This window comes from Bacillus methanolicus PB1, from assembly GCF_000262755.1.
Classification (GTDB): Bacteria; Bacillota; Bacilli; order Bacillales; family Cytobacillaceae; genus Bacillus_Z; species Bacillus_Z methanolicus.
The window spans coordinates 590,545-612,494 of the sequence record NZ_AFEU01000001.1 but is presented as its reverse complement, the minus strand read 5'-3'; the positions used below and the strand labels follow the sequence as shown (position 1 = coordinate 612,494).

The following is a 21,950-nucleotide window of genomic DNA, read 5'->3' as shown; positions in this document are numbered from 1 at the left end:
TTTCTAAACGATACTTTAGGGGCTGATGTTGATGGTTGAAAGAAGAACTCCAATTCCCGTCGGGGAAGCAGTGAAAAAAGTAATGGAGTTCGCAATAAGAGGTGAAACTGAATTCATTTCTATTAACGACAGCCATGGACGTTTTCTGGCAGAGGATATAAAAGCAACACATGATGTTCCCCACTTCGACCGTGCTCCGTACGACGGCTTTGCCGTCAGAGCGATTGATACAAAGGAAGCATCTCAAACCAGTCCGGTTGAATTTGAAGTAATTGACCAAATTGGGGCTGGAATGGTTTCTTCAAAAACGGCCGGTCTGTTTCAGGCTGTTAGAATTATGACCGGTGCCCAAATACCTGATGGGTGTGATGCGGTTGTTATGCTGGAACTGACAAAAGAGGAAGAGAGAGATGGAAAAAAGTTCATGTCGATAAAGCGGCCTTTTAATAAAGGGGAAAATGTTTCGTTCCGGGGAGAGGACGCAAAAGATGGACAAGTCCTTCTAAAGAAAGGAACGAAAATAAATCCGGGAATACAGGCTGTATTGGCTACTTTTGGGTACGCAAAAGTGCCTGTTGCAAAAAAACCCGTTATAGGGCTGTTTGCAACTGGAACAGAACTTCTGGAAGTTGATGAACCGTTGCAACCGGGAAAAATCCGAAACAGCAATGCTCATATGATTGCCGCTCAAATCGACAGGGCCGGAGCGGAAGTGCGTTACTTCGGCAAACTCAATGATAATTTTGAAACGTGCTTTGAAGCAGTCCGGAAAGCGATCAATGAAGTAGATTTATTGATTACGACAGGCGGAGTTTCCGTAGGTGATTATGACTATCTTCCTGCCATTTACGAAAAACTTGGTGCAGAAGTATTGTTCAATAAAGTCGCAATGCGGCCGGGAAGTGTAACAACCGTTGCACTGTTTGGAAGAAAATTATTGTTTGGTCTGTCCGGAAATCCATCTGCCTGTTATGTCGGTTTTGAGTTATTTGCAAGGCCAGTCATTAAGACGATGCTTTTTTCTGAAAAGCCTCATTTAAGAAAAGAAAAAGCAATTCTCGAGGCAGACTTTCCAAAAGCCAATCCATTTACCCGCTTTGTTCGAAGCACATTAACGATTCGGGACGGAAAACTTGCCGTTTCGCCAAGCGGGCTCGATAAATCAAATATTGTGACGAGCCTTGCAGAAGCCAATTCATTAACAATTCTTCCCGGAGGCACAAGAGGATTTAAAAGCGGAAGTGAAGTTGATGTTTTAATGCTTGAAGATGAAACCGGGAGTGAGTGGCCTTGGTAAGCCCTGTCGTATTTCAGATCGCGGGGTTTCAAAACAGCGGCAAAACTACATTCATGACAAAGCTCATAAAAGAGTTGTCAATTGAAAAACACCGAGTCGCAACGATTAAACATCACGGGCACGGCGGCAAACCTGATGTTATCAAAAATAAAGATTCAAGCAAGCATGCTGCTGCAGGAGCGGAAGCAACGCTTGTCGAAGGGGAAGGCAGCATACTTCTTCATGCAGAAAATACGACTTTGACTCTAAAGGACCAAATTGCTCTTCTTTCTTTCTTTAATCCAGATGTCATTTTAATTGAAGGGCATAAAAAAGCAGAGTTTGAAAAGGCTGTTATTATTAGAGACGATGCTGACCTCCCGCTTATTAAAGGGCTGGAAAATATAAAACTGATCCTTTGCAGAGATTCACAACTCGCTTTAATGCTTGCGGAAAAGCAAAATATACCGGTTTTTTCCATGGGTAATGACAGCGGCTTACACTGGCTGCTCCATTATTTGAAATCCCGAATAATTGCAAACAGAAATTCAAATTAACTATAAAAAAATAAGTCGGCTTACTTTCGGCCGGCTTTTTCATTTAAAAATATTTTAAATTTCAAAATAATGATTGATTTTAGTTTCCTAAGTTTTTATAATAAGAGAAACAATTATACATAAATATAAAATTAATTGATTAAATATACAACAAGACTGAAGGGTGAAAAGAATGAAAGTTTCTATTATTGGGACTACAGGATATGGGGGTGGTGAACTCCTGAGGATCCTGCATCACCATCCTGTATATAATATACAATCTATTCATACAACGAGAGAAGAAATTGCAATAAATGAGGAGTATCCGCACTTGAGCGGAATTATCGAACAAAAGCTGGAAAAGATTGATCCATACAAAATCGCTAAAGAAAGTGATTTAGTGTTTCTTGCAACGCCATCAAGAGTGTCAGGGAAATTGGCTGAAGCTTTTTCAGAAACCGATATACAAATCGTTGATCTATCAGGAGACTTGCGTTTAACAGATCCGGATGAATATCGAATTTGGTATAAAGATGAACCTGTGAAAGAGGAACTTCTGCAAACAGCTGTCTACGGATTAAGTGAATGGAATCGAGCTAAGATTGCTTCAGCGAGAATTGTGGCCAATCCCGGATGCTATCCAACCGCTGCTCTTTTAGGGCTTGCACCGCTCGTAAAGGAAGAGCTTATTGATCCAGGCAGTATCATTATCGATGCAAAATCAGGTGCTTCCGGGGCGGGAAGAGGCGGTTCTAAAAGCATCAATTTTTCCGAAGTAAATGAAAACTTAAAGATTTATAAGGTGAATGAACACCAGCATATACCGGAAATTGAGCAGCAGCTAAAAAAATGGAGCCCAAAAGTGAAGCAGATCACTTTCAGTACTCATTTGCTTCCCATTACAAGAGGGATTATGGCAACCATGTATGTTCAGCTTTTAGAAGAAAAAAGTACCGAGGAAATTCTCGAACTATACCGAGAGACATATGGGGACAGCCCTTTTATTCGCATCAAGCCTTTTGGCCGATATCCATCGATAAAAGAGGTCAGCGGTTCAAATTTCTGTGACATTGGGCTTCATGCAGATCAGAGAACAGGCAGGGTTACGATTGTATCCGTTATTGATAATTTAATGAAAGGAGCAGCCGGCCAGGCAGTACAAAATGCCAATATTATGAATGGGATCGATGAAAAAGCAGGGCTCGGTTTTGTTCCTTTGTATCCGTAAAGAGGGGGGATTGTACCAATGCAAATTTTAACAGAAAATGAAGAAATACAGTTTATAACCGGAGGCAATATATTAACTCCGAAAGGATTTAAAGCAGACGGCGTGCATGCAGGACTTAGATATTCAAAGAAAGACATTGGCGTAATTGTAAGTGAAATACCTGCTAATTGCGCAGCCGTATACACAACAAGTCATTTCCAGGCTGCTCCGTTAATAACAACGAAAGATAGTATTGCAAAAGAAGGACTTCTTCAAGCTGTTATCGTTAATAGCGCTTGTGCAAATGCATGCACCGGGGAAAGAGGATTAAAAGATTCCAATAAAATGAGAGAATTAACAGCAAAAAAATTTCAATTGAAAGAACATCATGTTGCGGTTGCCTCCACCGGTGTAATTGGAGAGTTTTTGCCGATGGACAAAATCGAGGAAGGGATTCAATTATTGTCGCCGGGAAAAGACGATCAACATGCAGAAGCTTTTCAAACTGCGATTTTAACAACCGATCTAGTCCAGAAAGCATGCTGCTATTCTGCCAATATTGACGGAAAAACCATTTACATGGGAGGCGCGGCGAAAGGTTCCGGCATGATTCATCCAAATATGGCAACGATGCTTGCTTTCATTACAACCGACGCTGCGGTCGAATCAAGTGATTTGCATATAGCTCTAAAGGAAGCAACAAACAAATCATTTAACCAAATAACCGTTGATGGCGATACCTCAACAAATGATATGGTTTTAGTTATGGCAAATGGAAAAGCGGGAAACAGTCCATTGAACAAAAGCCACCCTGATTGGCCTATTTTCGTGCAGCTATTAACGACCACTTGCGAAAACTTAGCAAAGCAAATTGCAAGGGACGGCGAAGGTGCAACAAAATTGATTGAAGCAGTAGTAACAGGCGCCGAAACGGATGAGGATGCCAACAAAATTGCTAAGCAAATTGTCGGATCAAATCTCGTCAAAACAGCGGTTTACGGTGCGGATGCAAACTGGGGAAGAATCATTGGTGCTGTCGGTCAGTGCGATGCAAAAGTTGTTCCTGAAAAAATCAATGTATTAATTGGAGATATTGTTATGCTTCAAAACGGAGAACCTCAAGCCTTCTCTGAAGAAGAAGCAACTGAGTATTTGAAAAACGAAACGGTAAAAATTACTGTCGATCTCCAAATCGGGGATGGAACAGGCCGGGCTTGGGGATGCGACTTAACCTATGATTATGTCAAAATCAATGCCAGCTATCGGACATAGGAGAGAGTGGAAATGAAAAGAATCTTGATTAAATGTGGAGGAAGTGTCATTGATTCATTAACTCCGGAGTTTTTTTCAAGTTTGAAAAAGCTTATCTCACAAGGCTATCAGTTAATTTTTGTCCATGGCGGCGGCCCTGATATAAATGAAATGCTTAATCTGTATAATGTTAAGCCGGAATTTCATAACGGCTTGAGAAAAACAACCGAACAAACAATGAAAGTAGTCGAAATGGTATTGTCCGGCCATACGAATCGAAAACTCGTTCATCTCCTTGAAGCAAATGGACTTACCGCTTTCGGATTAAACGGCAGCGACGGCAAATGCCTTCAAGCAAAATACATCGATAAAGAACAGCTTGGATTGGTAGGAGAAATTGAGACAGTCAATCAGGAAGTAATCTTAATGCTGATACGGGAAAATATCATTCCGGTTATTACTCCAATAGGCATTTCTAAAAGCGGCGAAAAATTAAATGTGAATGCTGACCATGCAGCAGCAGCTGTAGCGCGAGAGTTGAACTGTCAATATTGTTTATTTGTTACTGATGTTGACGGGATTTATATTAATGGAAACTTGCTTTCTGATGTAAGCGAAGAAGACATCCATACTTATATAAACGAGGGGAAAATTACCGGAGGAATGATTCCTAAGGTGAAATCTGCTCTTGCAGCAATCGAAAAAGGCCTTGAAAGAGTAATGATTGTTTCCGGCAAAAAGGCATTTTTTGACGGACAGAACTGGATGGGTACAAAAATACAAGGAAAAGCGGGGATATTACAATGAGTTATTTATTTCCGACCTATCAAAAGTGGGAGATCGAACCTGTTTCCGCCAATGGGTGCAAATTAATGGATGCTGACGGAAAGGAATACTTGGATTTTTCATCAGGAATCGGGGTATGCAATTTAGGCCACAGGCCGAAAGCGGTCGAAGAGGCAATTGAAATACAACTGAAAAAATTTTGGCATGTGTCAAACCTTTTTCATATGAAAGAACAAGAAGAAGCTGCAAAGCTCCTTGCGAAAAGTGCAGAAATGGATTTAGTTTTCTTTGCAAACAGCGGTGCGGAAGCGAACGAAGGAGCTATTAAACTCGCAAGAAAATATACGGGAAAACATAAAATTGTAACGTTTGAAAAATCGTTTCACGGCCGTACTTTTGCGACGATGGCAGCTACCGGACAGGAAAAAATTAAACAAGGATTCGGTCCGATGCTTGAAAGCTTCGTTTACGTGCCTTTTAACAACACGAAAATGTTAAAAAATGTTATGGACGAACAAGTTGCAGCGGTTATGCTCGAAATTGTTCAGGGCGAAGGCGGAATCCATATTGCCGATGAAGAGTTTTTAAAAGAAACTGAAAAGCTTTGTAAAGAGTATGGTGCATTATTGATTATCGATGAGATTCAAACGGGTATAGGACGTACAGGAAAACCGTTTGCATTTCAGCATTTCGGCCTTAAACCTGATATCGTTACAGTTGCAAAAGGTTTGGGAAGCGGTTTGCCAATTGGTGCCGTAATCGGTAATAAAGAGTTAGAGCCGGCGTTTGGTCCTGGAAGCCATGGATCTACGTTCGGAGGAAATCCGGTTTCAGTTGCTGCCTCAATTGCAACAATGAAAACCATTTTTCAAGAAGAATTTTTGAAGAATGTAACCGAAAAAGGCAAGTACTTAACCACGAAATTAAAAACAGTTCTCGGTAAATCCCCCGTCATTTCCGAAATAAGAGGGATGGGGTTAATGATTGGGATTGAGATAAAGGCGGAGGTACAGCCATTATTAACAGAAATGAGAAAAAATGGTCTGATTGCACTTCCGGCAGGCAACAATGTTTTAAGGCTCTTGCCTCCATTAACAGTAACGGCGGATGAAATTGATGAAGCTGTTGCAAAAATCGAAGAAACCATTCAACATTTTGTGAACACTGCTGTAAAGGCATAATTTTTTGGTTCTTGATGTATAAAAATAATTTTGGTGTTATAAATATTCAAACATGAGGTGCGCTAAATGGACGGATACCTGCATTTGAAGAATGGAGAAACATTTAAAGGCATTTGGCTTACCGAATGTCCGCAAAACGATATCGAAGGAGAAATTGTTTTCTATACCGGAATGACAGGCTATCAAGAAGTATTAACAGACCCTTCATATAAAGATCAAATAATTGTTTTTACTTACCCGCTGATTGGCAACTACGGTATAAATGAACAAGATTTTGAAAGTAAACAGCCCCATGTTGCGGGTGTGATTGTATATGAATCAAATGATGCAACAGGACATTATGAAGCGAAATATTCCCTCAAGCAATACTTACAAAAATGGAACATACCTATGCTTGGGCATATTGATACAAGGGCAGTTGTAAAGAAAATTCGCGACTTTGGAACAATGCCTGCTGTTCTGTCAGTAAAAAAAGAATCTAAACAGCTGAAATTTTTGTTAAATAAAAGCCAAAAAGTGTGCAAAGTATCGGAACCGGAAATTCGCTCTTATGGAGAGGGCGACATTCATATTGTTCTTATTGACTTTGGTTTTAAAAGATCGATTCTCTCTTCATTATTAAAAAGAAATTGCCGGGTAACAACAGTGCCATATAACACTTCTTATGAGACGATTAAACAATTAAATCCAAATGGCATATTACTGTCAAACGGACCAGGCGATCCAAAAGATTTATCTGCAATATTGCCGACTATAAAAAAACTCATAAGTGAATATCCTGTTTTTGGAATATGCCTCGGCCACCAATTAGCGGCTCTCGCTCTTGGAGCAGATACAAAAAAACTTCCTTTCGGGCACCGCGGTGCCAACCATCCGATCATGGATATGAAACAAAAAACTGTCTTTATGTCTTCACAAAACCACAGTTATGTTGTAGATGAAAAAAGTTTAACAGGAACGAGCTATAAAGTTCGTTTTTACAATTTGCATGACCAGTCGATTGAAGGGCTTGTTCACGAGAATTTGCCGGTTCAAACCGTGCAATTTCATCCGGAAGCCAATCCCGGCCCGAACGATGCTGATTATCTTTTCGACGATTTTATTGAAATGGTTAAGGCTTATAATGGGAGAGAAATTGCATATGCCTAAAGATCACACTATTAAGTCAATACTCGTAATCGGGTCCGGTCCGATCGTCATCGGCCAGGCCGCAGAATTTGATTATGCAGGGACACAAGCATGCCTTGCCCTTAAAGAGGAGGGTTACAGGGTAATACTTGTGAACAATAATCCTGCAACCATTATGACAGATCATACGTTTGCTGATTCAATCTATTTTGAACCGCTTACGGCAGATGTATTGGAAAAAATCATTGAAAAAGAACGACCGGATGGACTCCTTGCAACGCTGGGGGGACAAACTGGATTAAATTTAGCCTTCCAGTTGAGTGAAAACGGAGTTCTTGATAAATATCAGGTGAAATTACTTGGCACATCGATTGAGTCAATAAAAAAAGGTGAAGACAGAGATGCCTTCAGGCAATTAATGAAAGACCTGGGGGAACCTGTTCCGGAAAGCAAAATTGTTCATAAAGCTGAAGAGGCTTTCCAGTTTGCGGAAGAAATCGGATTTCCTATCATTGTCCGTCCGGCCTACACGCTGGGAGGATCTGGCGGGGGTATTGCCGGAGATATGAAGGAGCTTTCTGCTCTCATAACAAGAGGACTCAATGAAAGTCCAATCGGGCAATGCCTCGTTGAAAAAAGTATTGCCGGGTATAAAGAAATTGAGTATGAAGTGATGAGAGACTCAAGCGGCACGTGCATAACGATTTGCAATATGGAAAATATTGATCCGGTCGGCATTCATACAGGCGACTCAATCGTCGTTGCTCCGTCCCAAACATTAACGGATGACGAGTATCATATGCTTCGGTCAACAGCGATCAAAATTATTTCAGCACTGGAAATAATCGGAGGATGTAATATCCAATTCGCTCTTGATCCAAAAAGCAAGCAATACTATTTAATTGAAGTCAATCCTCGCGTAAGCCGTTCTTCGGCACTCGCTTCAAAGGCGACAGGGTATCCGATTGCAAGAATGGCAGCTAAGCTTGCAGTCAGCTATACATTATCAGAATTGATTAATCCGGTAACCGGGGACACATATGCAAGCTTTGAACCAGCTCTTGATTATGTAGTTGTTAAATTTCCAAAATGGCCGTTTGACAAGTTCCCGAACATAAATCGAAAACTCGGGACACAAATGAAAGCAACCGGTGAAGTAATGGGAATCGACAGAAATCTTGAGCGTGCATTATTAAAAGCTCTTCATTCTCTTGAAATAAACAATTCCGACTTAAAGCTTCCGGGACTGGAACTTAAGTCAGAAGAGCAATTGGCAGAAATTTTAAACGGACAAACAGATGAACGGTTCTTCGTTGTTTTGGAATGCATTCGCAGAGGTTTTAAGTTGGAAGAAATCTATAAAGCAACGAAAATTGACTTGTTCTTTTTACATTGTTTTAAACGGCTGATCGACCTTGAAACACAAATCAAGTCGGTGACTATTAAGACTGTTTCAAAGGAACAACTCGCTCTCTTTAAAGAAAAAGGTTTTAGTGACAGGTTTTTAGCGAACGAATGGAACGTAACGGAGAAAGAGATCAGGCAAAAACGAAAAGAATTCGGAATATTACCAGTTTATAAAATGGTTGATACGTGTGCGGCTGAATTTAAAGCAAATTCAAACTACTTTTATTCAACCTATTTTGGCGAAGATGAACAATTGCCTTCTAATAAAAGAAAAGTGCTTATTATTGGCAGCGGTCCGATCCGCATCGGCCAGGGCGTTGAATTTGATTATTGCTCTGTCCATGGCGTTTTTGCATTAAAGCAGGAAAATATTGAAACCATAATGGTGAACAATAACCCGGAAACAGTTAGTACTGATTTTGCAACGGCAGATCGACTTTATTTTGAACCTTTAATTCTTGAAGATATCTTAAACATTATTGAATCCGAAGGTATTTCCAAAGTTATTGTTCAATTCGGGGGACAAACTGCACTAAACTTGGCGAAAGAGCTTGAAGATTATGGTGTAGAGCTTCTCGGTACAAATTCTGACACAATTGATGTATTGGAGGACAGGGAACGTTTTTACGAGTTGCTTGATCGAGTTAATATCCCCCATATCAATGGTGATATTGCATACAGTTTGGAGGTATTGCCGGAAAAGGTAAAAGAAATCGGCTATCCAGTACTTTTGCGCCCTTCTTACGTAATCGGGGGCAAAGGGATGGAAATCATTAGAAATGACATTGATTTGAAATTGTTCCTGCAAAGAACGGATATTTCTTTCCCTATTTTGGTGGATCAATTTTTGCACGCAAAAGAAGCAGAAATTGATTTAGCAGCTGACGGAGAAAATATTTTAGTGCCGACAATTATGGAACATATTGAAAAAACAGGCGTCCATTCGGGTGACAGCATGTCTGTCCTTCCTGCAAAAAATCTCTCATCCATTGCTAAAGAAAAGATGCTGAAATATGCAGAAACAATTGTCCAAGAGCTTAAATATAAAGGTGTCATGAACATTCAATATATTATTGACGGTGATGATGTTTACGTCCTGGAAGTGAATCCGCGTGCAAGCAGGACCGTACCGATCGTCAGCAAAGTTACAGGCGTGCCATTGATCCAAATTGCGACAAAAATATTGCTTGGGAAATACACTTTGTCGGAAACAAATCTTAGCATGGAAACAGCTCCTTTCCATTGCATCAAGTATCCGGTTTTTTCAAACTTTGCTTTAAACGGACTCGACCCGAAAGTTGGGCCTGAAATGAAATCTACGGGTGAAGGAATTTGCCTTGCACGAGATTTAGAAGGAGCATTAAGAAAAGTGTTTTATCCGGTTTTAAAAGAAAGATCGAAGAAAAACCGAATTATTTGCGGGAACGTGGAAAATCTTTCTGAACTCCGTCCATTTGCTGAAAGTCTTGGAATTGAACTTAAGCAAGCAAACGAGTTGCAGAATAATGATTTTCAATCCGGAGTACTCGCGTTTTATAGTACAAATGAATCTCTTGAAGACCAAAAACTGAGAGAAATTGCGACAAAAAACAGGATTCCATCTTTCAGCGAAAAAGAAACATTGATAGCCTTCTTCGAAGCATTGAAGGCAACGAATTTGCAAGTAACTTCTATTAATGAATGGCACGAAAACGGAATAAAGGATGTGACAATAGTATGATGTCAATTCAAGCAAATCCAATTAAGTCGGATTTAAAGGGAAAGGATTTCTTATCTTTAGCTGATCATTCTGCAGGCACGATCGAAGCTCTGCTTAAAAAAGCAAAACAAATGAAAAATGCACCAGAACAATTTTCTTCTTTACTAAATGGGAAAATCCTTGGGATGATATTTGAAAAACCGTCGACAAGAACACGCGTCTCTTTCGAAGCCGGGATGCTGCAGCTCGGAGGCCATGCGTTATACTTAAATAGCAATGATTTGCAGCTTGGCAGAGGAGAACCGATTGCAGATACAGCCAAAGTTTTATCTCAATACGTAGATGCAATTATGATCCGAACTTTTTCACATTCGATCGTGGAAGAATTGGCTTATCATGCTGATATTCCTGTCATCAATGGCCTTACAGATTTGTCACACCCATGCCAGGTTTTGGCTGATCTGTTAACGATTCAGGAGGTTAAAGGAACTTTTAAAGGCTTAAAGCTTGTCTATATTGGAGACGGCAACAATGTTGCCCACTCTTTGTTGATCGGTGCTTCCAAAATGGGCATCGATGTTACAGTTGCCAGTCCTCCTGGCTACGAACCTGATTCAAAGGTTGTTTCACTCGCGAAGGCGGCAGCATTTGAAAATGGCTCCCAGGTTCACATTTTAAACGATCCATACGAAGCTGTCATAGAAGCGGACATTCTTTATTCTGATGTTTGGACAAGTATGGGACAGGAACAGGAAAATCAGCAAAGATTAAAGGTATTCAAAGATTTTCAAGTTAATGAGCAGCTTGTAAAAAACGCAAAAGACGATTTTCTGTTTTTACATTGCCTGCCGGCTCACAGGGGAGAGGAAGTTACCGCAGAAATTATTGATGGAAGCCATTCAGCTGTTTTTCAGCAGGCCGGCAACAGGCTGCATGTCCAAAAAGCGTTATTGGCGGAAATATTGAAATAACAAACCAGGCCTTCTCGTTCGTTGAGCAGGCCTGGATTATTTTTTAGGAAGGAAAAACAGTCCAGAGAATGAACTAGGATATCAATGAAAATAATAAACATGAGAAAGGCAAAAGGAGGTTTAACGCAATGGGACAAAACCGTCATTTCCGTCCAGGCCAAAAAGCTCCCAATAATGGAATCTATATAGAAATCGGTGAAACAGGGAGCAATGTAAAAAATCCGCAGCAATTAAAGCTAAAAGCCGGAGATCGATTTCCGGAAACGTCAAACCATAATCGTATTTGGACATATCAACGAAAACCTTAAAAATTTTTTTCAGCCATCCAATGCGGGTGGCTTTACATATGTAAAAAGTTGTTTTTATAATATAGTTAATGGTCAAAAAAGGTCAGATAGGAGGTGCATCCTTGGATATTAATCGCATGACTGAACGGATGCAAGAGGCTTTTTTTCGTGCTCAAACAATGGCGATTCAAAATCATCATCAGGAAATTGATGATGTGCATATATTTTTAGCTCTATTGGAAGATGAGAATAGCCTAATTCATTCTATTTTTGAAAAACTGCAACTTTCTGCAAACGATTTTAAGAACAGACTCGAAAGTTTATTAGCAAAAAAGCCGCAAATAATAGGGAGCGGTGTTGAAAATGGAAAAATTTATATCACTCCTGTATTACAAAAGGTGTTGGCAGAAGCTGAGTCCCGGATGAAAACGTTTAAAGATGAATATTTGTCTGTTGAACATATCCTTCTTGCTGCTATAAATACAGATCTGTCAGCAGCAGGGCAAGTGCTAAAAGATTTTCGGGTCACAAATCAATCAGCAATAGAGGCAATTAAAGAAATTAGGGGGAATCAGAGAGTGACAACGCAAAACCCGGAATCTACCTATGAAGCATTAAAAAAATATGGAAGAGATTTAGTAGCGGAAGTAAAAGAAGGAAAAATTGACCCAGTTATCGGAAGAGACAGTGAAATTAGAAATGTAATTCGGATCCTCTCAAGAAAAACGAAAAACAATCCTGTTTTAATCGGCGAACCGGGAGTAGGAAAAACTGCGATTGTTGAAGGGCTCGCACAGCGGATCGTTCGAAAAGATGTTCCAGAGGGATTGAAGGATAAAACTATTTTTGCTCTCGATATTAGCTCATTAATTGCAGGTGCCAAATTCCGGGGCGAATTTGAAGAAAGACTGAAGGCTGTCTTAAATGAAATAAAGAAAAGTGAAGGGCGCATTCTTTTATTTATTGACGAACTTCATACGATTGTCGGAGCAGGGAAAACAGAAGGGGCAATGGATGCTGGAAACATGTTGAAACCGATGCTTGCGAGAGGAGAATTGCATTGTATCGGAGCAACAACTCTTGACGAGCACCGGAAATATATTGAAAAGGATCCCGCGCTGGAACGCAGGTTCCAGCCAGTGCTTGTACAGGAACCGAATGTCGAAGACACGATTTCAATTTTAAGAGGGCTAAATGAGAGATTTGAAATTCATCATGGTGTCAATATACATGATCGGGCACTCGTTGCTGCCGCCGCTCTTTCAGATCGTTATATTACGGACCGTTTTCTTCCCGATAAGGCAATTGATTTGGTTGATGAAGCATGTGCCATGATCAGGACGGAAATTGACTCGATGCCATCTGAATTGGACGAAGTAACGCGAAGAGTCATGCAGCTTGAAATTGAAGAGGCTGCATTAAGCAAGGAAACTGACGCAGCAAGTAAAGAACGGCTGGAAGTTCTTCAAAAAGAATTAGCGGAAATGAGAGAAAAGGCTAATTCCATGAAAGCTCAGTGGCAGTTAGAAAAAGAAGCGATTCAAAGAGTTCGGAAAAAACGTGAAACACTTGAAAGACTTCGAAGGGAGCTTGAGGAAGCTGAGAATAATTATGATTTAAACAAAGCAGCCGAACTGAGACACGGAAAAATTCCTGCATTGGAAAAAGAATTAAAAGAGCTGGAGAATGAAGAGAAAGAAAAACGGGGCAGCCGATTGCTGCGAGAAGAAGTTACAGAAGAAGAAATTGCTGAAATTGTTTCACGTTGGACGGGTATACCGATCTCAAAGCTAGTGGAGGGAGAAAGAGAGAAACTTCTCCGGCTTGAGAGTATTTTACACGAGCGAGTAATTGGACAGGATGAAGCAGTAAACCTTGTATCAGATGCCGTTTTACGGGCCAGGGCGGGGATTAAAGATCCAAACCGTCCGATCGGTTCGTTTATTTTTCTTGGCCCAACCGGTGTAGGGAAAACAGAGCTTGCCAAAACTCTTTCCCAGTCATTATTTGATTCGGAAGACCATATGATTCGTCTTGATATGTCTGAATATATGGAAAAACATGCCGTATCCCGGTTGATTGGTGCTCCGCCGGGATATGTAGGGTATGAAGAGGGCGGCCAATTAACAGAAGCCGTAAGAAGAAATCCATATTCAGTTATCCTGTTAGATGAGATTGAAAAAGCGCATCCGGAAGTGTTTAATATCCTTCTGCAAGTGCTTGATGACGGACGGATTACTGATTCTCAAGGGCGGACTGTTGATTTTAAAAATACGGTAATCATTATGACTTCAAATATCGGTTCATCCTTTCTGCTGGAAAGAACGAATATCGAAGGAGAGATTCCAGAAGAAACAAAAAATAAAGTGTTATCTCAATTGCGCAGTCATTTTCGTCCGGAATTTCTTAACCGTGTTGATGAAATAATATTGTTTAAACCGCTAAAACTTGAAGAAATAAAACAAATTGTAACAAAACTCATTTCTGATTTACAGAAAAGGCTTAATGATAAGGAGATCCTTTTAGTAATTACAAAAGAAGCAACAGAATACATCGCCGAAAATGGTTTTGATCCCATTTATGGAGCGAGACCGCTTAAACGGTTTATTCAGCATCATGTTGAAACAAAACTTGCAAGAGAAATAGTGAAAGGCAGCATTAAGGAACAAACGATAGTAGAAATCGGAGTTGAAAATGGAGAAATAACATTGAAAGTTAAGTAGGAAAGCGGCTGGCTTATACCAAAGGGCCAGACCCCTCCAATATTAATAAAACCATTCTGAATATTGTTATTGTTGGAGAGAGTCAGACCCTTTATGAGGTCAGCCCTTTTTTAATGTTTTTCAACAGGATCGTTCGGCAAAATCAGCGGAACAATAATAATGAAAATTGTAGCAGCCACTGCTAAAATGGAACCGGTTCTTAAATCAAACTCAGTACCGATCATAGAACTAGTTACATAAGCCAACATTTGAATAAGAAGAAAAGTCCAGAAAAATGTCCAGAAATACCGCATCGTATTCACCTCTTGCGAATTAAAGTCCACTTTCATATTATCATAACAATATTAAATAATAAACGCCATTTTATTATTTCACTTTTTTCGGAAAAAAATATGTTTCTTTACGCACTTCTTTTATAAATTTAGGCAATCCACCCTATCATCAACAATGAATCTTCATACATTAATATGACCAAATCTGTTAAGGAGTGTATTATATGGAGCACCGGAACTTTCAATTGGATACCGAATGGAATATTATCCATTATCCCGAAAGGCCTAAAGGTTTCGGTATCCTAATTATTGGAGATGATCGTAATTTTGTTGATGAGAAAAGCAGTTTTTGGATGCAAAATGAAAGAAAAATGGCATTGCTTCGAACATTAAAGCAAGAAGGCTATACTGTATTTTATTCGAATTTGTATGGGAAGAACTGGGGAAGTCAAAAAGCGGTAAATTTGGCGAAACGACTATACAACCATATTATGAGGACGGAAATTATTAATGACAGAATCCATATTATAGCTGAAGGAATGGGAGCATTAACAGCTATAAAATTAATAAAGGAATTAAAACAACATATTAGATCGGTTACTTTGTTAAATCCGATCCTATCTTTATCTCATTATTTGGAATATGAAAAGGAACGCAAGTTTTTTTACAAAAAGCTGATGAAAGAACTTGCCAGAGCTTATGAAACAGAACCAAAAGAAGTGGAGAAAATCATTCTTTCGAACAAGAATTTGCCGGAGCTTCATTCCGGGCATCCATTGAAAATTATTTACATTTTGACAAGAAATCAAAACTATTCCCAAAGAAACATTTTAGATGATTTATCTACAAAATGGGAAAAAGAAGGTTATTCGGTTTCGAAAACCTACCTAATCCCGGAAAAACAGCAACAGCTCGCCAATCAAATTGTAAGGTTTATGAATGAACATGAGAAAATCCTTTAATTCTACGGACTCCCTGAAAAGAAATAATTTATGTAAATATTGCATAGGATAAAGAGAACGTGTTTCAGGGAGGCATAATATGGACAAGGCAGTAATAATTGGAACATACGAGTTCTTAGGTTTTAGTCTTTGTGAAAACTTGCTTGAAAAAGGTTATCAGGTTGAAGGGATTCACATAGACCTTGAAGAGGAAGATTTTTTTCTTGAAGAAAAGCGTATGAAAGTAGGAAGGAATGCAAATTTTATCGAATTGACTTTGGAAGAATGGAAACAACAACACTTTATGAAGAGTAAATCGGTATTAATTATCATTTCAGTTTATGATTATTTTATAAAGAACAATATCCAAACACTATTGAAAGACGAGCAGTTTTGGAATACAACATTTCCTCGATTTGTTAAATCAGAAATTTTAATACTTTGGCCAATTCAAATGTTAGTAAAAAATAAAGATGTAGAAAAAGAAGAACATGGAATGGACGAACTTCTTAATTTCTATAAAAAATTCACCCATCATTCATCAATAATATCAGTTTTTATTCCCACTTTATTCGGTCCGTGGCAACCCCAAGAATTTATTTTTCAGCAAACCATTCTTCACCGGCTTGGCAAATATGCACATCCTGTTTTAAAAAAGCACGAATGGGTTTTTGACGCAATCTATATCGAAGACTCTGTTAATAAAATTATTAATATTTTTGAAAAAAAGAGCATCAAAAGTTGCTACTTAAGGAATACAATAAATGACAGTTGGCTGAAATGCGCTAAATCGCTTGGGATTGAATTGAAAGAAGTCAGAGAAGCTAGAAAAGAAGACCTATTTATTGATAGCAAATTCCAGGCTGAATCGGTCGAGTCAAGCGTAGAACTTTTAGACGGGATTAAGAAACAAAAAGACCATTTAGAGCGTATTTTATCTCTTAAGAATATGTGATCAAGAGTGATTTTTGAACCGGGAGAGGAGACCGGTTTTTATTTTAGTTTAGAATAATATTGTAATAAAGGAAAAAATCTTTTCATTTCATTTGGTTGAATGTAGAATGAAAGAGAAAATTGCCTATTTGGGACGATTGTCTCAGTTATTAAATATCTGAAAAAAAGCTTTGCTCTTTCTATCTATTCTTTAGCGGGAGAGGCTGAGTAAAGGAGATGCATTGAATGTTAAAACGTTTCGGAGTCATTCTTTTATGCCTACTTTTACTGGCTGGATGCGAGCAGCCGATACAAACTGGAAAATTGGAGAAAGTGGGATTGCTTGTTCCTGATACGGTGAACGACCAGGTTTGGGGAACAAAAGGCTATAAAGGAATGCTGAAAATCCAATCTCGTTTTAACGTAGATGTTTATATTAAAGAAGGAATGAATTCTGAAATGATTGTGGAACGCGCCGTAAAAGAATTTGACCAAAAGGGCGTCAATTTAATTTTCGGCCATGGGAATGAATACGCCGAGTATTTTAACAAAATTTCAAAAAATTATCCGCATATTCATTTCATTAGTTTTAATGGCGATGCTAAAAATAAAAATACGACAAGCTTAAGTTTTAAGGCTTTTGCGATGGGTTTTTTTGGGGGCATGGTAGCTTCTCATATGACAAAAAAGAACAAGGTTGGAATCATTGCAGCCTATGAATGGCAGCCTGAAGTTGAAGGTTTTTACGAAGGAGCAAAGTTTGAAAATAAAAATGTGGACGTAAATATCCAATATGTTGGCCAATGGGATGATGACCAGACTGCAATGACGATCTTAGACAAAATGATTAGGATTGGAGTGGATGTTGTTTATCCTGCCGGTGACGGCTATAACGTCCCAGTTATTGAAAAAGTCAAAGAAGAGGGGTTTTATTCAATCGGCTATATATCTGATCAGTCAGACCTAGGGAAATCAACTGTTTTGACGAGTACGATTCAGCATGTTGACAAGCTTTACGAATTAGCAGCAGAAAAGTATAACAACGGAAAACTTAAATCCGGAAATCTACATTTTGATTTTAAAGATGGAGTTATTTCTCTCGGGGAATTCAGTCCGCTGATAGATAATGAATTTAAAGCTGAAATAAAATCGTATATTGAAGAATATAAAAAAACCGGAAAACTTCCAAATGAGTAAGCTAATGATGTATAAAGCTGCCGCTCATTGATGGCAGCTTTACTTATTTTTTTTTATAAACTGATTAATAAAAGGAGTAATCTTATTTAAAAGAGGCTTTAATTGTTTGGCAGAATCAAGAAGCATATCGATATTTTCCATTAGCAGCATATAATCAATTTGATCTACGGTATTTTTTGAATGATTGTTCTGAGTTTTCCTTTCTGACGGCCGTCTTCTCGGTCCAAACATGAACCTTGTGAAAGGATCATCTTCCTCTTCATCAATTTCAGGTATATCCTTTGATTCATTTACTTTCGATTTAACCTCAGGATTTTCTTTATGTGAATCTTCCATCGTTTTAACCCCCTTTAAATGATTTCCTTATTAGTAAAATATGTAACAATCTTCAGATCGGTATAGACATTTGTTTATAAATAGTGAATAGAGCCAGGATTAAAATATTGCATCATATAAAAAAGAAATGATAAAATTAGTACCAAGTCATAATAATTGATAATAACTTGTACTTTTAATATTGTTTAAAATGAAAAAGGTAAAGGAGTTGTCTCCATGAATTCAGGAATAATTGGAATTGGCAGAAGCTTGCCCGAAAAAATAGTAACAAACTTTGATTTGGAAAAGATAATGGATACGTCAGATGAGTGGATTCGGACAAGAACAGGAATTGAAGAGCGCAGGGTTGCTGACGACCAAACAGATACATCGGATATGGCATACGAAGCAGCTGTAAAAGCAATTGAAAATGCAAACATATCCGCTGAAGAAATCGATCTTATTCTAGTAGCGACTGTAACTCCAGATCATGCATTTCCATCAGTGGCCTGTATGCTTCAGGAAAAATTGGGGGCAAAAAAGGCTGCTGCCATGGACATCAGTGCAGCGTGTGCAGGCTTTATGTACGGAATGGTTACGGCAAAACAGTTCATTGAGACCGGGGTTTATAAATACGTTCTCTTAGTTGGTGCGGAAAAACTCTCAAAAGTTGTGAATTGGAAAGACCGGAATACTTCTGTATTATTTGGGGATGGAGCGGGCGCTGCTGTCATTGGGCCTGTTTCAGAAGGAAGGGGCATACTATCATTTGAACTGGGGGCAGACGGTACAGGCGGAAAACACCTTTATCAGGATGAATATGTGATTATGAATGGCCGGGAAGTATTCAAATTTGCTGTTAGGCAAATGGGAGAAAGCAGCATAAATGTACTTGAAAAAGCCGGATTATCAAAAGAAGATGTCGATTTTCTGATTCCTCACCAGGCCAATATACGAATAATGGAGGCTGCCCGCCAGCGTTTGGAGCTTCCAGAAGAAAAAATGTCGAAAACAGTTCATAAATATGGGAACACTTCAGCAGCATCAATTCCCATTTCAATCGTTGAAGAGGTGGAAGCCGGTAAAATAAAAGAGGATGATCTTATCGTAATGGTAGGTTTTGGCGGAGGCTTAACATGGGGTGCTATTGCGATGCGCTGGGGTCTTTAATTACTTAAATGTTACTTATTTAAAATAAATTTTGCCTTGTTCTTTTCACAAACTTTGTTTCTATTGTTAAGATAGGAACAAACCTTCTATAATAAATATCAGAATCTATATAAATTTTCCAATTTGCCGTGAATGCCCGCTGCGTTTAATGCGGGATCAGACATCAATCAACTCATGTGTTTTCAAGATGAAATAATTTAATAGCAAAGGAAATTTTTGTTCGATCGAAAGTCCGCGCCTTATGGTTTCTAAAAGCAAAAAATTTTTTAGAAAAGAGCGTAAAAGGAGATGCAAAACAAATGGAAAAACGAAGAGTTGTTGTAACTGGAATCGGTGCTGTAACACCTCTCGGCAATGACGTTGATACGACTTGGAATAACATAATAGCTGGTGTATCGGGAATTGATCTAATGACGAGAGTAAACCGGGATGAATATCCCGCTAAAGTTGCCGCAGAAGTAAAAGATTTTAACCCGGAAACATTTATTGATAAAAAAGACGCTAGAAAAATGGACCGGTTCACCCAATATGCCGTAGCTGCCTCTTTGATGGCGGTTGAAGATGCCGGGCTTGTCATAAATGAAGAAAATGCAAACCGAATCGGAGTTTGGATTGGATCGGGAATCGGGGGTATGGAAACTTTTGAACAGCAGTTTGAAACTTTTTTAAGCCGCGGCTACAGAAGGGTAAGCCCGTTTTTTGTTCCGATGATGATTCCTGATATGGCAACTGGACAGGTATCGATCATCCTTGGGGCAAAAGGATTTAATTCCTGCACGGTAACTGCTTGTGCTACCGGAACAAACTCGATTGGCGACGCATTTAAAGTCATTCAGCGCGGAGATGCTGACGCAATGATCACAGGCGGGTCTGAAGCACCGATTACAAAAATGGCGGTTGCTGGCTTCTGTGCAAACACTGCTCTATCAACGAATCCAGATCCAAAAACTGCGAGCCGCCCGTTCGACAAAAACCGTGATGGTTTTGTTATGGGAGAGGGTGCAGGAATTATTGTTCTTGAAGAGCTTGAGCATGCAAAAGCACGTGGGGCAAAGATTTATGCTGAAATTGTTGGTTATGGTGCAACAGGTGATGCATATCACATTACGGCCCCCGCCCCTGCCGGTGAAGGTGGAGCACGTGCCATGAAAATGGCCATTGAAGACGGGGGCCTAAAACCTGAGGAAATTCAATATATTAACGCTCATGGCACAAGTACGGAATATAACGATAAATATGAAACGCTGGCAATAAAAGAAGTGTTTGGAGATCATGCTTACAAATTGGCGGTAAGCTCGACTAAATCAATGACAGGGCATTTATTGGGAGCAGCCGGAGGAATTGAAGCGATTTTTACTATTTTAGCTTTAAAAGAAGGCATATTGCCGCCAACGATCAATTTGGAAATACCTGATCCGGAATGTGATCTTGATTATGTTCCAAACGAGGCGCGCAAACAGGAAATCGACGCTGCCATCAGCAATTCGCTAGGATTTGGCGGACATAATGCGACGATTGTATTTAAGAAATATAGGGGCTGAAGTTGAACGGGGGTTGATCCCGTTCTTTCTATTTTGTTGAGCGGTTTTCCCACACGAACGCAAATCTCTGATTCGCCATAAACTAGCATAAACATGACAGCAGGGGGTGAATCGATCTGGGAATTATCCGCACTGATGAATGGCTGGAAAAGGATTTTGAACGGCCTGTGGACATTTGCAGCAAACTATTGGAGAAATTTGCTGAACAGAATTCCCGCAGCATCTATGAATATTTGCAGCGGTTTGGAATGTACCGTCCGAATCCGCGCAGCCGCAGATGCTTTGAAGAACTGAAAAATGACGATATTTGGACCAAAGTAGAACATATTTTTCAACGGTATAAAGCAAAATGGAACGGACCGGACATTCCTGTCTATATTTTTCCTATTCATGAAAGGAGGAATATTTTTGGTGGAAATAGCGAAGGAAAGTCTGGAGTTTCATTTAAAGACAAAATGTTTCTCTTTTTAACGCCCTTAAAAAAAGGAAAAGAATTAGAATCAATAATTGTTCATGAATATCACCATGTATGCAGGATGACCAGGCAAAAAAAGAACGTGGAAAATTATACATTGCTTGATTCAATCGTTCTTGAGGGACTGGCTGAACATGCTGTGCTGGAATACTGCGGAGAGGAATATATAGGTCCATGGTGCAATTACTATACAAAAAATGAGCTTTCTTTCTTTTGGAAAAATTTATTGTCTGACCACCTGTCTGCAAAACGAAATGAAAAAATACATGATCAATTATTATACGGCCAAGGAAGGTATCCGAAGCTGCTTGGGTATGCGTTCGGTTTTTATATGATTTCGCAATATAAAAGCAAACAGAAAAATTACTCAGATAAAATTTCTTTTCTTTTGCCTTCGGAAAAATTCATAATTAAAAAAGAATATTGACAAACTGTTTAAGCCCTAAACTATGGGCTTTTTTTTTGCCGGTTTTTTGGTAGTTGCATAAGAAAAGATAAAAAACCATTTTCTATCTATTAAAGTTAATTTAAGAAATTAATACTACGAAATCCTTGAATACGCAAAAAATTTGTAATATTATACAGTTAATAATTAAGAAAATACAAAAAATTTATACTTTTACATATTTTGCCATATCGGCGGTGGTGGTATAT

Annotated in this window: 19 protein-coding genes; 17 read left to right on the top strand and 2 right to left on the bottom strand. The window is 39.1% G+C overall.

Translation table 11 applies throughout. The features are described from left to right. Positions 1-31: 31 nt before the first annotated feature. The 11 genes from PB1_RS02840 (at position 32) to clpB (ending at position 14,452) form a co-directional block, all read left to right on the top strand. A complete protein-coding gene (locus PB1_RS02840; protein ID WP_003350637.1) occupies positions 32-1,297 on the top strand; it encodes a molybdopterin molybdotransferase MoeA in 1,266 nt (421 codons plus the stop codon). Next, entirely contained in the window at positions 1,285-1,833 is a 549-nt protein-coding gene (gene mobB / locus PB1_RS02835; protein ID WP_238533077.1) for a molybdopterin-guanine dinucleotide biosynthesis protein B, read from the top strand. The genes PB1_RS02840 and mobB overlap by 13 nt, the downstream gene beginning before the upstream one ends. A 172-nt stretch (positions 1,834-2,005) precedes the next feature. After that, positions 2,006-3,040: an N-acetyl-gamma-glutamyl-phosphate reductase gene (gene argC, locus PB1_RS02830; protein ID WP_003350635.1), complete on the top strand. Its 1,035-nt coding sequence runs from the start codon at positions 2,006-2,008 to the stop codon at positions 3,038-3,040. A gap of 18 nt (positions 3,041-3,058) precedes the next feature. Continuing rightward, complete coding sequence (argJ, locus tag PB1_RS02825; RefSeq protein WP_003350634.1) at positions 3,059-4,291, top strand: bifunctional ornithine acetyltransferase/N-acetylglutamate synthase; 1,233 nt, start codon at positions 3,059-3,061, stop codon at positions 4,289-4,291. 12 nt (positions 4,292-4,303) lie between these two features. Continuing rightward, positions 4,304-5,077, top strand: coding sequence for an acetylglutamate kinase (gene argB, locus PB1_RS02820; RefSeq protein ID WP_003350633.1), 774 nt, complete (start codon positions 4,304-4,306; stop codon positions 5,075-5,077). Continuing rightward, entirely contained in the window at positions 5,074-6,237 is a 1,164-nt protein-coding gene (locus PB1_RS02815) for an acetylornithine transaminase (protein WP_003350632.1), read from the top strand. The genes argB and PB1_RS02815 overlap by 4 nt, the downstream gene beginning before the upstream one ends. A 66-nt stretch (positions 6,238-6,303) precedes the next feature. Further along, positions 6,304-7,386 (top strand): carbamoyl phosphate synthase small subunit, encoded by a 1,083-nt coding sequence (locus PB1_RS02810; protein WP_003350631.1) that lies wholly within the window; start codon positions 6,304-6,306, stop codon positions 7,384-7,386. Then, the gene (locus PB1_RS02805) at positions 7,379-10,492 is read left to right on the top strand and encodes a carbamoyl phosphate synthase large subunit (RefSeq protein WP_003350630.1); all 3,114 of its coding nucleotides are present in this window, start codon (positions 7,379-7,381) and stop codon (positions 10,490-10,492) included. The genes PB1_RS02810 and PB1_RS02805 overlap by 8 nt, the downstream gene beginning before the upstream one ends. Further along, entirely contained in the window at positions 10,489-11,442 is a 954-nt protein-coding gene (gene argF / locus PB1_RS02800) for an ornithine carbamoyltransferase (protein ID WP_003350629.1), read from the top strand. The genes PB1_RS02805 and argF overlap by 4 nt, the downstream gene beginning before the upstream one ends. A 128-nt stretch (positions 11,443-11,570) precedes the next feature. Continuing rightward, positions 11,571-11,750 (top strand): YjzC family protein, encoded by a 180-nt coding sequence (locus tag PB1_RS02795; protein WP_003350628.1) that lies wholly within the window; start codon positions 11,571-11,573, stop codon positions 11,748-11,750. A 101-nt stretch (positions 11,751-11,851) separates the two neighbouring features. Next, complete coding sequence (gene clpB / locus PB1_RS02790) at positions 11,852-14,452, top strand: ATP-dependent chaperone ClpB (protein ID WP_003350626.1); 2,601 nt, start codon at positions 11,852-11,854, stop codon at positions 14,450-14,452. A 110-nt stretch (positions 14,453-14,562) separates the two neighbouring features. Here clpB and PB1_RS02785 read toward each other — a convergent pair whose 3' ends face one another. Beyond that, positions 14,563-14,745, bottom strand: a complete 183-nt coding sequence (locus tag PB1_RS02785) for a YjzD family protein (protein ID WP_003350625.1) — start codon at positions 14,743-14,745, stop codon at positions 14,563-14,565. A gap of 203 nt (positions 14,746-14,948) precedes the next feature. Between PB1_RS02785 and PB1_RS02780 the strand changes: the two genes are divergently transcribed. From PB1_RS02780 to PB1_RS02770, 3 genes are all read left to right on the top strand, one after another. Then, positions 14,949-15,686 (top strand): lipase family protein, encoded by a 738-nt coding sequence (locus PB1_RS02780; RefSeq protein ID WP_003350624.1) that lies wholly within the window; start codon positions 14,949-14,951, stop codon positions 15,684-15,686. Between the two features lie 79 nt (positions 15,687-15,765). Next, positions 15,766-16,620 carry a hypothetical protein gene (locus PB1_RS02775; RefSeq protein ID WP_003350623.1) on the top strand — a complete coding sequence of 285 codons (855 nt, stop codon included), beginning with the start codon at positions 15,766-15,768 and terminating at the stop codon, positions 16,618-16,620. 224 nt (positions 16,621-16,844) lie between these two features. Next, entirely contained in the window at positions 16,845-17,795 is a 951-nt protein-coding gene (locus PB1_RS02770; protein ID WP_003350622.1) for a BMP family ABC transporter substrate-binding protein, read from the top strand. Between the two features lie 39 nt (positions 17,796-17,834). Here the strand turns inward: PB1_RS02770 and PB1_RS02765 are convergent, their stop codons facing one another. Next, positions 17,835-18,131 (bottom strand): hypothetical protein, encoded by a 297-nt coding sequence (locus PB1_RS02765; RefSeq protein ID WP_003350621.1) that lies wholly within the window; start codon positions 18,129-18,131, stop codon positions 17,835-17,837. A gap of 216 nt (positions 18,132-18,347) precedes the next feature. On the opposite strand from PB1_RS02765, the gene PB1_RS02760 reads away from it, so the two are divergent. From PB1_RS02760 to PB1_RS02750, 3 genes are all read left to right on the top strand, one after another. Next, positions 18,348-19,280, top strand: a complete 933-nt coding sequence (locus PB1_RS02760) for a beta-ketoacyl-ACP synthase III (RefSeq protein WP_003350620.1) — start codon at positions 18,348-18,350, stop codon at positions 19,278-19,280. A gap of 299 nt (positions 19,281-19,579) precedes the next feature. Beyond that, entirely contained in the window at positions 19,580-20,821 is a 1,242-nt protein-coding gene (fabF, locus tag PB1_RS02755) for a beta-ketoacyl-ACP synthase II (protein ID WP_003350619.1), read from the top strand. A 188-nt stretch (positions 20,822-21,009) separates the two neighbouring features. Next, a complete protein-coding gene (locus PB1_RS02750; protein WP_238533076.1) occupies positions 21,010-21,723 on the top strand; it encodes a DUF2268 domain-containing putative Zn-dependent protease in 714 nt (237 codons plus the stop codon). Positions 21,724-21,950: the final 227 nt, after the last annotated feature.